Source organism: Ectobacillus panaciterrae DSM 19096, from assembly GCF_000430785.1.
GTDB classification, from domain to species: Bacteria; Bacillota; Bacilli; order Bacillales; family Bacillaceae_G; genus Ectobacillus; species Ectobacillus panaciterrae.
Map to the genome: position 1 here is coordinate 1 of NZ_AUMR01000091.1, position 15,647 is coordinate 15,647.

Annotated in this window: 14 protein-coding genes and 3 pseudogenes; 14 read left to right on the top strand and 3 right to left on the bottom strand. The window is 36.8% G+C overall.

What is annotated here, in order from left to right:
- From H540_RS30175 to H540_RS0118250, 4 genes and pseudogenes are all read left to right on the top strand, one after another.
- Positions 1 to 187, top strand: a pseudogene (locus H540_RS30175) (IS4 family transposase); the annotation flags it as partial.
- A 604-nt stretch (positions 188 to 791) separates the two neighbouring features.
- Entirely contained in the window at positions 792 to 1,574 is a 783-nt protein-coding gene (locus tag H540_RS0118240) for a TSUP family transporter (protein WP_028401866.1), read from the top strand.
- Positions 1,575 to 1,644: 70 nt separating this feature from the next.
- Entirely contained in the window at positions 1,645 to 2,055 is a 411-nt protein-coding gene (locus tag H540_RS0118245) for a GNAT family N-acetyltransferase (RefSeq protein WP_028401867.1), read from the top strand.
- Positions 2,056 to 2,480: 425 nt separating this feature from the next.
- Positions 2,481 to 2,984, top strand: coding sequence for a DinB family protein (locus H540_RS0118250; RefSeq protein ID WP_028401868.1), 504 nt, complete (start codon positions 2,481 to 2,483; stop codon positions 2,982 to 2,984).
- 161 nt (positions 2,985 to 3,145) lie between these two features.
- Here the strand turns inward: H540_RS0118250 and yppF are convergent, their stop codons facing one another.
- Both yppF and H540_RS0118265 read right to left on the bottom strand, forming a co-directional pair.
- Entirely contained in the window at positions 3,146 to 3,349 is a 204-nt protein-coding gene (gene yppF / locus H540_RS0118255; protein WP_028401869.1) for a YppF family protein, read from the bottom strand.
- An 811-nt stretch (positions 3,350 to 4,160) separates the two neighbouring features.
- Entirely contained in the window at positions 4,161 to 4,388 is a 228-nt protein-coding gene (locus H540_RS0118265; protein ID WP_028401870.1) for a hypothetical protein, read from the bottom strand.
- Positions 4,389 to 4,657: 269 nt separating this feature from the next.
- Between H540_RS0118265 and H540_RS33355 the strand changes: the two are divergent.
- The 9 genes and pseudogenes from H540_RS33355 to H540_RS34760 all read left to right on the top strand — a co-directional run.
- Positions 4,658 to 4,786, top strand: a pseudogene (locus H540_RS33355) (IS6 family transposase); the annotation flags it as partial.
- Between the two features lie 110 nt (positions 4,787 to 4,896).
- Positions 4,897 to 6,210, top strand: coding sequence for a hypothetical protein (locus H540_RS0118270; protein ID WP_028401871.1), 1,314 nt, complete (start codon positions 4,897 to 4,899; stop codon positions 6,208 to 6,210).
- Positions 6,211 to 6,340: 130 nt separating this feature from the next.
- Positions 6,341 to 6,490, top strand: a complete 150-nt coding sequence (locus H540_RS33360) for a hypothetical protein (RefSeq protein ID WP_155891070.1) — start codon at positions 6,341 to 6,343, stop codon at positions 6,488 to 6,490.
- 310 nt (positions 6,491 to 6,800) lie between these two features.
- A complete protein-coding gene (gene dapD, locus H540_RS0118280) occupies positions 6,801 to 7,421 on the top strand; it encodes a 2,3,4,5-tetrahydropyridine-2,6-dicarboxylate N-acetyltransferase (protein WP_028401872.1) in 621 nt (206 codons plus the stop codon).
- Between the two features lie 413 nt (positions 7,422 to 7,834).
- Positions 7,835 to 8,398, top strand: a complete 564-nt coding sequence (locus H540_RS0118285; protein ID WP_028401873.1) for a biotin transporter BioY — start codon at positions 7,835 to 7,837, stop codon at positions 8,396 to 8,398.
- A gap of 33 nt (positions 8,399 to 8,431) precedes the next feature.
- Complete coding sequence (locus H540_RS0118290; RefSeq protein ID WP_028401874.1) at positions 8,432 to 9,898, top strand: AMP-binding protein; 1,467 nt, start codon at positions 8,432 to 8,434, stop codon at positions 9,896 to 9,898.
- Entirely contained in the window at positions 9,894 to 10,991 is a 1,098-nt protein-coding gene (locus H540_RS0118295; RefSeq protein WP_028401875.1) for an acetyl-CoA C-acyltransferase, read from the top strand. Before H540_RS0118290 ends, H540_RS0118295 begins: the two co-directional genes overlap by 5 nt.
- Before the next feature lie 543 nt (positions 10,992 to 11,534).
- Positions 11,535 to 12,923, top strand: coding sequence for a class II fumarate hydratase (fumC, locus tag H540_RS0118300; RefSeq protein ID WP_028401876.1), 1,389 nt, complete (start codon positions 11,535 to 11,537; stop codon positions 12,921 to 12,923).
- A 97-nt stretch (positions 12,924 to 13,020) separates the two neighbouring features.
- Positions 13,021 to 13,200 (top strand): annotated as a pseudogene (locus H540_RS34760) (hypothetical protein); the annotation flags it as partial.
- Positions 13,201 to 13,238: 38 nt separating this feature from the next.
- Here the strand turns inward: H540_RS34760 and H540_RS0118305 are convergent.
- Positions 13,239 to 14,096 (bottom strand): MurR/RpiR family transcriptional regulator, encoded by an 858-nt coding sequence (locus tag H540_RS0118305; RefSeq protein WP_028401877.1) that lies wholly within the window; start codon positions 14,094 to 14,096, stop codon positions 13,239 to 13,241.
- A gap of 288 nt (positions 14,097 to 14,384) precedes the next feature.
- Here H540_RS0118305 and H540_RS0118310 point away from each other — a divergent pair, with 288 nt between their 5' ends.
- The gene (locus H540_RS0118310) at positions 14,385 to 14,852 is read left to right on the top strand and encodes a YbaK/EbsC family protein (protein ID WP_028401878.1); all 468 of its coding nucleotides are present in this window, start codon (positions 14,385 to 14,387) and stop codon (positions 14,850 to 14,852) included.
- Positions 14,853 to 15,647: the final 795 nt, after the last annotated feature.

Sequence of the window (15,647 nt, forward strand, 5' to 3'; positions counted from 1 at the left end):
AGATTACTTCCCGCTTTTACATAGAGCCATAGAAAAAGACACCACAGAGATATCAAGGATATTACTTCGCCTGTTCAACCTCCTACAGCGCAACGGGCGAAAGTCTCATAGATATGAGAAGAAAACAGTCTTTGATATATTGGGTGTCGTGTATCATTATACCATGGCTCAAGACCAGGCTGCTTAGTTGAAAAAAATTGAGCCCATTAGGGCTTATTTGTTATGGACATTTTTACATCTTGGTAGCTAAATGAATAAAAAATAAATGGTTTACATACAAAATAGGACTTATTACTCGCTTAGGTTGATGGCGATGGGGTTCCGCCCTCAAAACGCGAATTTTGTACGCTAAGTAAATTACGACATAATTCGTGTTCGCTTTCTTACTCTAAGAAAGTTCCCAAAAACGGTCACATAGCTATTTAAGTGGCACTTTGATTTTGGAATGAGTTATGGAACTGAAAAGCAGGCATTTTCAAAGATGTTGGACGACTAATAATCTAAGTACCATAAACGTCCGTTTATGGTACCCTTCTTCAACTAAAGGGCCATTTAATGAATAAGACTTCCAAACGAAACTGAATATTTATGTTAATAATATTGATTGTGAAGAAATGTACTTAAACTAAAGGCGCAGGTTAGTTTCATAAAAAATTAGATATAAGTTTTTCTTATGAGATTCAATGAAAAATAATAATTTTTAATTATATTTTTGGTTCAAGCACAATTAAATTAACAGCACTTCGGTTAGGCGTAGTGTACTTATGCAACTAGATGAAAGGAATGATTAGATGTATTTTGACTTAGACCCATCTTTATTGATTACTTTGATAGTGCTTGGTTTTGTAGCTGCATTTATCGATTCAGTTGTAGGGGGCGGCGGGTTGATTGCATTGCCTGCCTTATTGTTTACAGGGATGACTCCTGCAACAGCTGTTGCTACGAATAAATTAGTAGGGACAATAGGCTCTTTAACGAGCACACTTATGTTTTATCGTTCTGGAAAACTTGATTTAACATCAATGTATAAGTTATTTCCACTCGTATTTATTGGCTCCATGCTTGGTGCCTGGACCGTTCATTTGATGGACCCTGAGGTGCTCAAGCCATTAATGTTAATCATGCTTGCAGTTGTTGCGATTTATACGATTTTCAAGAAAGATTGGGGCAGTATTTCAACTTATAAAAAACTGTCTATCCGTCATTTTATTATTTTTACGGTATTAATTTTTGCTATTGGTTTCTACGATGGATTTCTTGGTCCCGGAACAGGTTCATTTTTGATGTTTGCTTTTTTAATGATTGGATTTGATTTTATAAAGGCGGCAGGGAACGCAAAATTTTTTAACTTTGGCAGTAATATTGCTGGTTTGTTGATGTTTATGTATTTAGGACAAGTAAACTATGCTTATGGATTACCAATGGCACTTGCAGGGATTGCTGGAGCGATTTGTGGGTCGAAATTTGCCATTAAAAGAGGAAGTGGTTATGTGCGTGGATTGTTTATTGCCGTAACTCTATTATTGTTAACGAAAAATATATTTGATTTTATTCATTCACATCTCCTTCCCTAAAAGCTTTTTAATGGAAACTTTCAAATAAAAAACAGGAAGAAACTTCATTGTAAATACAAAGGAGAAGACTATGGAAACCACGATTAGAATGGTAGATAAGGAAGAAGTTTGGAAATTGAGACATAAAGTCATGTGGCCCGATAAGGACTTTGACTATATAAAATTAGAAGATGATGATTCAGCTATTCATTTTGGTCTTTTTAAAGAAGACATTCTAATTTCTGTCATCTCACTTTTTGTAAATAATGAAGAAGCCCAATTCCGAAAGTTTGCTACTCTTCAACAAGAACAAGGTAAGGGATACGGGAGTGAATTGTTAAAGTATGTATTAAAGGAAGCGGAGAACAAGAGCGTCAATAGAATTTGGTGTAATGCCAGAACAAACAAGGTCAATTTTTACAAAAGATTTGGCTTAAAAGAAACCAACTTTAGTTTCATAAAAGGAGGTAAATCCTACGTTATAATGGAGAAATATTTGTAGTTTCATTGCAAGTAAATTGTGAAGAATTAAAACTAATGGGAGCTTTTCTTCAATAACGATCTTCAACAATCGGGCGCTTTAATTGAATAAGACAAATAAAAAGTCGATTCCTTTGAAGTGACCCCACATCCATCAACTTAAGTATTTAGGCTATTCTTAAAGTTAAAAGCACGTTACTATTCTCTTATGTTAATGAGAAAGGGTGACGTGCTTTTTATGAATATGCACCAGAACCCTCCCTTTTGGTTACATATAGCACATGGACATGTCGAAATTATAATTCGTTCATATATAGCTTTGTATAAAATATACAATAATTTTTCTTCTACTAAGGGGGGTCTGGTAGTTGAAAGAGGCATTTAGAAACATAAACAGAATAAACATACATTGTAGTGATTAATGATGGAAAAAGGGGATATTAAACTATGATAGATCACGCATTAAAAATGTATGACTACCACGTATGGGCGAACAAAAAAATGATTGATCGATTAAAAGAACTTCCTGAAGACATTTACAACAAGGAAATTCAGAGCATTTTTCCTTCCATATCAAAGGCGCTGTCTCATATTTATCTTGCCGATCACTTATGGTTAGACGTGATTTCTGGTAAAAGCATGAATGAAGCATTCGCATTTACAAATCAATTAACAGAGCAAATGGAGTCAAAAAGAATCGAGGAAATGGAGACCATGTTTTTCGACTTATCCGAGAGGTACAAAGCGTTTCTCAACGTTCAAGAAGATATGGAAAAGGTAATTGTAGTTGATAATCCATATGCTGGTTTGCTTGAAACTTCTATTTCTGAATCGGTACTACACGTCGTCAGTCATGGATCTTATCATCGTGGCAACATCGCTGCCATGTTACGGCAACAAGGCCACGCCTCCATTATGCAAGATTATGGTCTTTATTTGTATGAGAAGTAAGTGGCATTAATTCAATAAGAAAAAGAGAAACCCAATTCTCCTTAACGTAGGGAAATTGGATTTCTCTATTTATATATCCTAAATGAGTTTTCGGCATAACATTGAGTATATTAAAAGTGTGATTTGGTTAGGCTATAGAACTTAATTTACATTTTTTAAAATCAAAAATCCTTATTCTTACAAATAAACGACTCCGGCTTTTTTGCTTCAAGTTTGTTCAATTCAAAAAAAAGTTTTTTATATTCAACAATAGATAATTCGCCATAAATATAACTTTTCTGAATGTAATCTAGTAACTCGTTAACATGTAATGGCTTTTGCTTTTTTACTAGTACAAACCGCTGTATTAAGTCTTCTACTAACATAGTAATCCACCCATTTCTTATGTATTTTTCAAACTGTGTATGCGCTTACAAAAAGTATACCATGTAAATTCTTTTTTTTGAAAATTTAAATTCAAGGAATTTTTTTACAGATCGTTTAGTTTTGTTCCAAAGCATACAATTTTTTTGAATAAATTGCGTTATGTAAAAAAGTTCAGAAAGACATGTTTTATTTGTCCTAAGAAGCTAACATAATATTCTTCATTCATTTGTGCTACAAATTCAATAACCACAAGAATAAGTACAAAACTTATGCTAAAAAACAAGATTGACGTAATGGCTTTTTGTATCAATATTCCGCTAGGCCTCCTTACATACATCTTTCGGATTATTATAACGTGATAAGATTAATGTATAGTTACATGAGTATGAAAATTTCATTACTTCCTAATTTTTACGTGTAAAATCCTTTTTCTTATTACGGACCATACAATTTAGGCGCAGAGCTACCGATAATCTAGGGTATGTTAACTTCACATAAATATGGCATACAAACCAAAAACAGTTTTAATGTGACCCTGCTATATATAAATGATTTATAATTTCGACATATGAACCGCTGCTATGCAGAACAAAAGGCAGCCTGCACTTGCTTCCTCTCTCTTATCCTTATATGGGACAGGAAAAGGGTTTGACCGCTTCTATGCTCTTTCCTCACTATAAAAAGACGGTTTTTTTATTCAGTTGTATATAGATATAAAAATAAGGCTATGTTAAATAACGCTATTGATTGTTTTGTTAAAAAGGTCATAAAAAAGAACGAGAGTCAATGTTCCACTCTCGTTCTTTCCAATTAGCTTATAAGTTGTATTAATTTTTTATTTCTCTCTTCCTGTTCTTCTTCAGAAGCTAGATCATATTTTTTTAAAAGGTGAAATAGTTCGTTTAATGTTTGTTGCGAGTGTTTGCTCTTTAAAAAACGAAACAAATCTTTACCTAAAAGTTCCGGTAAAAAATCTTGTTGACTTTCAAGTTTTTGAATCACATCTTCATGAGAATGATCGATATTACATTTCCCCATTTAAATCACCTCTTGTGGTCGTTAATTTTTAGCGAAGTTAAAGATCGTTGCTGATATATAATTTATAACTCCTTCAATTTTGAAATCTTGACTTCATAAGTCTTTCAGTCTGCAAAAAGGTTAGCAAACTTGAATAAAACCAGTAATAAAATATTCATTTAAAACTAGCATTAAATAAGTAAAAAATCAACACTCTTCTTGATTCTGGTGCGAAAAATTCAAGAAACTTGGACATATTGATACTACTCTATAAAAGATAGGTGATCGGTATGGAAACGAAGCATTTGTTCAAGTAGAAGCATTATTAGCCTGATATTATTTTGCTAACGGTCAGATGGTATCTGCGGTATAAACTAAGTTTTCGTGATTTGCTGGAAATTTTGCACCAGAACTCTTTATAATTATTTGCTATACTTTGTTTTATAAGAGAGGAAGAATGTTACCAATCTAGTTCCTGTCATTTCCTCGCTTACTGTCCACTCGTAAATGTAGAAAGAGGAGATAAAGTTTGTACATCCAAAAAACATTTCAGTTAGGCGAGCTTATATTTTTAACAATGATAACACTAGTAGGCTGTTTAAGTGCGGTCATAATGAATATACCCCTAGTAATTGGATTCGCACCAGGCTTCCTTTTGCTTCTTATCCTTGTATGGCGTAAAGGAATTGCTCCATCTGTATATCTTCAGCTTCTTCGTGATGGATTTTACAGAACTAAGGAAGTAAGTTGGTTGCTCCTCTTGATTTCAATTCTGCTACCTACATGGGTGTTAAGTGGAACGATTGATCATATTGTTAAGCTGATTTTACAATTTGTCCATATACCATCCTTTTTGGTGTTTGTATTTATTTCAACAAGTTTATTATCTATGTTGTTAGGGACTGCTCTTGGAACGTTAAGTATTTTAGGACTCCCAATGATGCAGATTGCAGAAGTCGTACATCTGTCGCCTGCATGGGTTGCGGGGGCGTTGATATCCGGTGTTTTTGTGGGGGATCAGAATTCTCCTTTTTCTAGTTCGCGCCGTTTGCTGAAAAGCACATTACAGATGGAGGAGGATGAATCTCTCCCACTCTTCACACCAATATGGATCAGTGGAATAATCGTATCTGTTTGCTTTTATACCTTTGGAGATGTTCTCTCTCCTGCACATAAGACGTCGTATTCTTCTGTCCATTACGATTTGAATTGGTTTCTTTCTGGATGGTATTATTATTTACCCCCTGCTTTCTTAGTGGGGTGGATGTGTGTTACAAGGAATTTGCGGAACTCATTTTTATCTAGCATTTTTATCGCTTCCATTTTAATCATAACAAATCATATTCAATTTTCTACATGGATAATATCTATGTGGAATGGGATTCAGGGAATGGGAGGATTAAAAAGTGGTATCTTGTTATTTCTTTTCATAGGAATTGCTGGTATTTATTGTGAGATGCTGGATAAGTGTCAAATTTTGAAACCATTCCTTACACCTTTTATCAAAGCAGAAGGAACGGAAGGAGCAGCTTTACGGAGAAGTTTCATCTTTGCTCTCTTGATTACATTTTTATCGCCGAATCAAACGTTTCCTATTTTATTAACAGGGCGATCCTTAATTGGACATTGGAAACGATATGTATCTATAACTAAACTTTCTCAAGTATTACAAAATACTACCATGTTGCTTGTAGGACTTATTCCTTGGAATTTAATTGCTATCTTATGCAGTCAAATTCTTCGGGTCTCTGTGTTTGCTTACGCTCCTTATGCTTGTTTTTTATGGGCTATCCCCGCGATTATGTGGTTTTATACTTATTTTTTAATAAAAAATAATAAGTAAACATTTGATAAACATGAAAGTTTGAATGAATAGAAAAATAAGTGCCAAGCTTGCTTAAATAATATACTGAATGGAATGAACAATTAGGATACAAACTATTGGAAATGATATAAAAAGGAGTTAGTTATGTATGAATAAGAAAAACTTAAAAAAGAACTTAAACCTTTCTGTAAATACGGATGAAAAACAAATAACAGATGCACTTGCAAGTATTGATGATATGAAGAAAAATAATGAACCTAAGTACATAAATATTTATTGGGAAGAGTGGAAGGAGTAATTAAAAAGTTTTAAAAATGGTTACATAAAAGTGCCTTCTAGCGGCTTCCACTGAAAAAGCAGTTTGCTTTAATAAGCGGACTGCTTTTTCAGTGGAACAAATTTATGTACTATTTTGGAATTTAAGTATAGTGTATCATAAATTAAGCAGGAATTCCCCACTTCCAGGAGCGGAAGCGAGTAAGTGGGGAGGTTCATGCAGAATGTCGATCGCGATACAATAAAATTAAAACTATCCCTTGCGGCGTGATTAGTTGTTCTCAACATTGGATAATACATGTCCTGCAACGCTCGGATAAATGGAGGAAAACATGGGAAATACAGAAATTCTCGATTTTATTAAAAATGCTAAAAAGAAAACTCTTGTAAAAGCCTATATTCAAGGGGAAATGTCTAAAATTGACTTTGGGAAAACGAGCAAAGTTATTAACATGGGTGCAGGCGGAATCGTTTTTGGCAATTGGGATGAGGTAAAGAGCGCAATCGAAAATCATTCTGAACTAATTGAAGATTATTATATAGAAAACGATCGAAGAAACTCTGCAATCGATTTAATGGATATTAAAAATCTAAACGCTCGTATTGAGCCTGGTGCCATAATTCGAGAAAGAGTAACTATAGAAGACGATGCTGTAGTTATGATGGGGGCATGTATTAATATCGGCGCATGTATAGGAGAAAAAACGCTCATTGATATGAATGCAGTTATAGGTGGCGGCGCCTCTATCGGAAAAAGATGTCACATTGGTGCTGGTGTTGTAGTAAAGGGTGTTATATCGTCCCCTAACGCTTCACCAGTAATTATAGAAGATGATGTTATGATCGGACCAAATGCCGTTATTATGGAAGGAACAAGAATTGGAAAAGGGGCAATTATTAAGGCTGGTGCCATAATAGTAAAAGACGTGAAAGAAGGTGAAGTTATAGCTTAACATTTCCTAATCAGATAAATATGGGGAATTGCAGAGAGGTTTAAACGCATTCTCCCTTGAAACTGTTTATCTGCTAAAGACTTCTGCCAGCTATCTATATACAAGTGAATAAAAAAACCGTCTTTTTATAGTGGGTAGAGATCATCCGGCGACGTGCAGAAGCGTTCAAACCTTTGGTTCATGCAAGGCTAAATCAGAGAGAAGAAGTATACCATACTCCCTTTTGGGTGCACATAGCACATGGAAATGTCGAAATTATCATTCACTCATATATAGGTGTACAATACCGTTAGCTTAATCTTTCTATTATGTAAACCTTCTCGTCACTTGTGTTGACATAAATTTTGATACGATATACAATGACAATACCTTAGATGGAAACAAATATTATTTATAAATTTTAGGGGGGCATCATGAAAGTACGAGATATTACATACATAGCTTTATTTGCAGCCGTTATGGGAACTTTAGGACTTGTTCCGCCAATTACATTATCATTCACTCCAGTTCCTATTACGCTCCAAACACTAGGGGTTTTGCTTTCCGGTGGGGTATTAGGTGCTAGACTTGGAGGTTGGAGTCAAATCGTATTCTTGTTACTTGTTGCTGCAGGTATACCGCTTCTATCCGGAGGACGTGGCGGGATGAGTGTCTTTGTTGGACCGAGTGCCGGTTACTTATTGGGATATCCTATTATAGCTTTTTGTCTCGGATACATTATCTCTCGTTACCGTGTTTTAACTTTTTGGAAGGTTTTGTTCACGAATTTGACAGTAGGGGTATTTTTACTTTATGTGTTTGGAGTACCTGTTCAAGCCTTTATTATGAATATTCCTCTTATACAAACAATAAAATTAAGCCTTATATATATTCCTGGTGATATATTAAAAGCTATACTTGCATCTTATTTAGTATACAAACTGAGGAAATCACCAGTATTATATAATCAAGTATCTAAAGCTTCTGAGACACAATAATGTGTCTCTTTTTGCTAGAAAAGGAGACTACAAATGGCGACTATTACTTGTCCGTATAAAAACTATGCTTATAATCAATCAGATCGAATCGCCATCCAGACGCATAACCAAAACCTAAGTTATCGCCAGTGGTACGAATTGGTTTGTAAAACAGTAAACTGGCTTACATCTCATTCTTATACAAATAAGACAATCGGAATTCTTATGCCAAATGGTATTCCTTTTCTGCAACTGTTTGCAGGAGCCGCCGCAGCGGGTTGGACTGTTGCTCCGTTAGATATAAAATGGCGAGAAGAAGAATTACAAAAGCGATTAAGTCTTTGTAATCCTTCCATCGTGATTACGACTAAGGATATGTATGACAATCTGAAATCATTCTGCCCAAATGCGATGATATGGGAAGAGTGTGTAGAAGAAATAAACAAATCTCCCTTCACTGACATTCAAGAAGCAAATGAAGAACTTCCGTTTTATATGGGGTTTACCTCTGGTTCAACAGGAGAACCAAAAGCCTTTATACGTTCCCATGAATCCTGGGTAGCTAGTTTTAGCTGCAACAAATTCGATTTTCATATGAATGAGAACGAACATGTTGTCATTCCTGGCGCGCTCATTCATTCCCATTTTCTATATGGTGCGATTAGTACACTATTCCTTGGAGGAACTGTTTACTTGTTGGAAAAATTCTCTCCTTCTCAGACATTGTCAGTGTTACATAAACATCCAGTTACAGCTGTCTATATGGTTCCAACTATGATAGAAGCCCTGTTAAAGGAAAACTGTGTTATAGAGAAACATGTAAAAATCATCTCCTCTGGTGCCAAATGGGAGGCTGATTCAAAACAAAGAATTCGAAACATGTTTCGCAACTTATCTATGTATGAGTTCTATGGTGCCAGCGAGCTAAGCTTTGTCACAGTATTGTCAGATCAGGACAACAAAGAGAGGCCAGGATCGGTTGGAAAGCCATGTCATAATGTAGAAATCCAAATACGTAATACGAATCAATCATTAGCAGCACCAAACCAAGTTGGCAAGATATATGTAAGAAGTAAGATGACGTTTATGGGATATTTATATGCCGATGCTCATACCATCCATTCCATTCAAGATGAAGACGGATGGAGCACAGTACATGACATGGGATATCTGGATGAAGCGGGTTTTTTATATATAGTCGGACGGGAAAAGAATATAATTCTCTATGGAGGAATTAACATTTTTCCAGAAGAGATTGAGACAGTATTATCTCTGCACCCTGATGTAGAAGCAGTGGCTGTTATAGGCTTAGCTGACTCATACTGGGGACAAATTGTGACAGCTGTTATAAAAGGAAAGGCTGCTAAAATAGAGTTAAGAAAATTATGCCAGATGAAACTTGCGTCGTACAAAGTCCCTCGTAAATGGTATTTTACAGATGAGATGCCTCTTACGACAAGTGGGAAAATTGCTCGACCACAAATTAAAGAGATGGTAGAAAGCCAGGTGAATAGCTATTAAAAGAGCGGTAGTTGTACAAGCAAAACGAACTCCTATTGGAAAAGAAAATGGTATGCTGCATTTACTTCGTCCGCATGAACTGGCAGCTCCTCTTCTTCAGCATTTGGGTAGAGGTATTGAAGATAAGGTGGATGATGTCATATTGGGAAATGTAGTGGGACCTGGAGGAAACGTAGCTCGATTATCTGCTTTAGAAGCTGGACTTCCTTTTTCTGTAACCGGCATGACCATCGATCGACAATGCAGTGCAGGTTTAGAAGCAATTAGAATGGCTTGTTATCTCACGCAAGGAGGAGCCGGTCAGTGCTATATAGCTGGGGGTGTGGAAAGTACCAGTACTTCACCTTATCCAACAAGAGCTCAATTCTCTCCAGACAGTATAGGAGATCCTGATATGGGAGTCGCTGCGGAATATGTAGCCCGAGAATATGGAATTACACGAGAGATGCAGGATGAATATGCGTTAATTAGTTATAAACGTAGCTGGGAGGCCTATGAAAAAGGATTATATAAACAAGAAATACTAGAGAGCGGACAGTTTGAGATGGACGAAGAATTCCTTCGTCCGCGAAATATGGAGAGACTCGTGAAACGAGCAAAGGCGGTATTTGTACAAGAAAATGGTACAGTTACAGCAGCAAACAGTTGTGGGATTCATGACGGTGCTTGTGCAGTATTAGTAATGGAAGAAACATTAGCCAATCAACTCGATTTTCAACCTGTTTTACGCTTTATTGATAGCCAAGTGTCTGGTGTGCATCCTCATTATCCTGGAATTGCACCTGTTCCTGCCATTCAAGAACTGTTAAAGAGGAACCGACTAACAATAGAAGATATCGGTTTAGTTGAGATAAATGAAGCATTTGCTTCTAAGATTGTAGCATGTACTCAGGAGCTTTCTATTCCTTATGAGAAGCTGAATGTGCGAGGCGGTGCCCTTACTCTAGGACATCCTTACGGAGCATCCGGTGCAATCCTGGTAACACGTCTATTCTACGAAGTACAAAGAAGAAAAGATGTGAAATATGTACTTGCCGCTATCGGAAGTGGCGGAGGCATAGGAATCACAATATTATTTGAGGTAGTCGTATAAAAACAGATAAACATTCTATTTCAAGCGCTCAGATGGGGATAAATAACGACAGGCAAAGAGCGGCTTATTTATAACTGTGTAAAGAAATGCGAACATTATGGAAGAATATCACCTGCTTGTTCTTGATATTATCCCCCAGAGGTGTTTAAAAGAAAATTCAACCTAATTTATCATAAGTTGGACGAGAATACCCCCACTTCAAGGAGCGGAAGCAAGTAAGTGGGAGAGGTTCATATTTAAGATCATCCATGTTAATTTGAGCAGCTATCTTGATTTTACTCGGAATAGCTGCTCATTTTTCTTTAGGACTATATGGAATGGGGATATTTAGGTAATAATAAGAAGAAGCGGTAAAATTGACAATAATCATTCATATGGATTATGACGGAAGTAATGCTGATAATCATTTTCATTTAAAGGTATATAACTAATCATAAATGAAAAGTAAAGTAGTGAAGTATTCGTTTTTTTTGATTCACATTTTTCTTTCAAGATGAAGTGACTACAGCAATTACTTTGGACATCTTTAAAGGAGGCTATGTAATGGAGTTTAGAGTCGAGAAGGATACATTGGGGGAAATACAAGTACCGGCAGATAAACTTTGGGGGGCCCAAACGCAGCGCAGCAGCCAAAACTTTAAAATCGGCACGGAAAAAATGCCTCAAGAGGTAATTCAGGCGTTTGCTATATTGAAGAAAAGCGCGGCGAAGGCAAATCATAAGCTTGGTAAATTGGAAGCTGATAAAGCGGAGGTCATCATCAAAGCTGCAGATGAAATTTTAAATGGAAAATGGAATGAACATTTTCCGCTTGCAGTCTGGCAAACAGGCAGTGGAACCCAATCAAACATGAACGTAAACGAAGTGATCGCCAATCGTGCGAACCAATTATTGGGACAAAGCGGAAGTCCCCATCGCATTCACCCTAATGATGATGTCAACAAATCGCAAAGTTCGAACGATACTTTTCCTACTGCGATGCACATAGCCGGAACATTGGCGATTGAAGCACATGTATTGCCTGCCTTGTCTAAGCTTAAAGAAGTGCTCGGCCAAAAGATGGAGCAATTCCAAGATATCATTAAAATCGGGCGTACGCACTTACAGGATGCCACACCATTGACATTGGGACAGGAAATAAGCGGCTGGCACCGAATGTTGGAGAAAAGCGAAAAAATGATCAAGGAAAGTGCGGAATCCATGAGAGAACTTGCCATTGGAGGAACAGCCGTAGGCACCGGCATCAATGCTCATCCCAAGTTCGGCGAGACAGTAGCGGAAGAGATCAGCAAATTAACGGGTAAAACATTCCTTTCTGCTTCGAACAAGTTTCATGCCTTAACCAGCCATGACGAACTCGTGTATGTACATGGAGCCTTGAAAGCTCTTGCGGCAGATCTTATGAAAATTGCCAATGATGTGAGATGGCTGGCAAGCGGACCGCGCTGTGGAATCGGCGAAATTACGATTCCGGCTAATGAACCAGGGAGCTCCATTATGCCGGGAAAGGTTAATCCGACACAGAGCGAGGCCTTAACGATGGTTGTTTGCCAGGTGATGGGCAACGATGCTGCGATCGGATTTGCCGCTAGCCAAGGGAATTTTGAACTGAATGTCTTTAAGCCCGTCATTATTTATAATTTCCTTCAATCCGCAAGGCTGCTTGCCGATGCGATGATTTCCTTCAGTGATCATTGTGCGATTGGCATAGAGCCGAACCTTGAGGTGATTCAACATAACTTAGAGAGCTCGCTGATGCTCGTTACAGCATTGAATCCGCATATCGGTTATGAAAATGCGGCAACCATTGCGAAGTTGGCCCATAAGGAAGGACTAACGTTGAAAGAAGCTGCTATCAAAACAAATTTACTTACAGAAGAACAATTCGATGAGATTGTAAGACCTGAAAATATGATTTATCCAAAGGAATAAGAAAGCACTTGCGTAACAGGGAAGGAAGGGATTGATTTGTGGCAGGCTCTACCCATCTTTGAAAATCTATATGGATTAATATAATTGAGATTGTAAGTTAATACCTGCCTATAAAAATATCCGTGACGAAAAATTCCGTTATTATATCCTGGAGCAAACAGCGAACGTGTTTAATGCGATGAAGAGTTCCCGAGCAGGAGGGTGCAGAGAAGAGTATATAAAAAGAAAAGAGTCTTACGTACAAAGGAGTATGCAAGGTTCTTTTCTTTTTAAGTGACTATGATTATTGCTTGAATGGAAATAAAGCTTTCCATTTCACTCCAGGAATATTCCTTGCTCTGTATATAGTTGTTCCAGCTTTTCCTGCCGTTCTCGAATGTTTCCCTGGTCTCTTTGCTGCATCCCCATGATGATGAACTGGAATAGACTGAGGATGGACAGAATGGGATCAGAGAAAATTTCTGTATTTTCTCCCGTGGTAAGCGTAATATCTGCCAGTTGTCCAATCGGTGATAGCTGCCGGTCAGTCACTGCAATTACTAAAGCATTTTGTTTTTTTGCTTGTTCAGCTAAAGCTAAGGCTTCTTTTGTATAACGAGGAAGAGAAATTATAAATACGACCGAATTATCTGTAAGGTTACATAATGTTTCAGGAAGATATCCTGTTGGGAGAGACGAATAAACATGTTCACGAAGTTGGTTGAGTGTGTAGTATAACCAGTAAGCCGCTGTATAAGAATTTCGAAATCCGCCGATATATATTTGGTCGGCTTGAATTAACGCATCTGCTGTTTTCCAAATATCCTCTTCGTTAATTTGGTTGAGTATTTGGTCTAATACTTGTTTTTCCTGTTGAATTGCATGAGTAAATATGCTTGTACTCTTTACGTCTTCATGCTCAGTTATGAGTTCCGGACGAAAAGACGATTGTTTCGTACCGAGCCATTCTTGTCTAATCATTTCTTGCATTTCAGAAAAACCATTTAACCCCAAAGCGTAGGCTAAACGTATGACAGTCGTGTCACTGACACCGACTTGGCGTCCAATCTGAAAAGCGGTATGAAGGGCTCCCTCCTCCAAGTGAGTAATTAAAAATTCTGCTACCTTCTTTTGTCCTGGGGAGAGTTGAGGAAACTTGTCCTTAACCAAGTATTGAAATGTTTTTTCTTTCATACATCCTCCTGTAATAATGAATTTTATACTTCGTATTTTTATTATAATGAATTTAAAACTTCGTTTCAATTGGTTGAAGAAAATATACTTCCTCTTCTAGCTTTCATGTATGATATCTAAAATGAAGAAAAGCCTTTGATTACTTAATATAGTAAGCAAAGTTTAATGGTTCGTTATTTTGAATCTTCATATATAATATTTATTCATAAACAGCCTCGCTTGAAAAATAAAGAAGAATATTTTAAAATTTGGTAAAATTGGAATTTGTCAAGATTGGAGAGGTGAGATATGCCATTTCATCGAGTTCGTGAGTATGTTAAAAAATTTGATAATAGCCTAGAACCAATTGAGTTTGAAGAAAGAACAAATACAGTGGAAGAAGCTGCAAAAGCACTTGGGATAGAGGGAGCACAAATTGCTAAATCCATTCTTTTCAAATCAGGTGATAGATTTGGATTGTTTGTTACCGCAGGGGATATTCGTATAAATCAAAAAAAAGTTAAAATGTTACTTGGTACTGGGAAACCAAAGCTGGCGACTCCTGAAGAAGTACAAGAAATAACAGGATTTAAAATAGGGGGTGTCTGCCCATTTGCTTTGAATAAAGATGTTCCTGTTTTTTTGGATGAATCCATGAAAAGGTTTGATATAGTATACACAGCAGCAGGAACTGCTCAATCTGCTTTACCTATAACATTTGAAAAACTTCAGACTATTACAAGCGGAATTGTAATTAATGCTCAAACAGCAGAATGAATTTTTATTATTTTAATATATCATTTCTCCTGTGTAGACAGCTGGTCAGAAGCCCATACTGTCTACACGAAGTAAATCCAATAAGCGAGATGCAAAAAAACTCCTTTGATTCGTATATTAAGTGGTAGTGCTTTTTATTTTGGCAAGCGAGTTCATGATCCTACGGAAGTAAAACAGAATGGGATTATCTTTTTAGTCTCCAAACGAGCTTGGACATGCTCAAGCGGGATTGCGGAAGAACGATATAAATAAAGAGGAAAAACGAAGCTGCATAAGGAAATCCGAGCATCAATTGAATCGGACAAATTAATTATTCAGGGTATGGCTACGGTTATCCGGACCATACCCTGTCCCATATTATCCATATCCGTATGATCCATATGCTTATTCTTATGTGACTACAGTTACGTATTACTAAGAGGTACTGGCTAGAGGGGATTTTTAGAATTGCAAGAGATAAAAACTATTATATGAAGGGACACCGCCTGTTAGACGACATGCCGGAATGGTGATTAACAAATCATTAATTGGACTTAGCTTAAAGGCTAAGTCTTTTCTTTTTTATCATAAATTAAGCGAGAATACCCCCACTTCAAGCGTGTGAATGGTGTGTAACGGTAAGTGGGGGGATGAATCGCCTTCGCACAAGAGATAGGCACGTTCCATCTCTATTGTCCAACATGTAAAAATTTTGTAAATGTATAGAACGTATGTTTCGTTTGTGGTAAAATGAGGAATATACAGGGGGTGAATCTATGATTCGAGCGAAACGAGTCTATTTCCAAACCTCAAAGA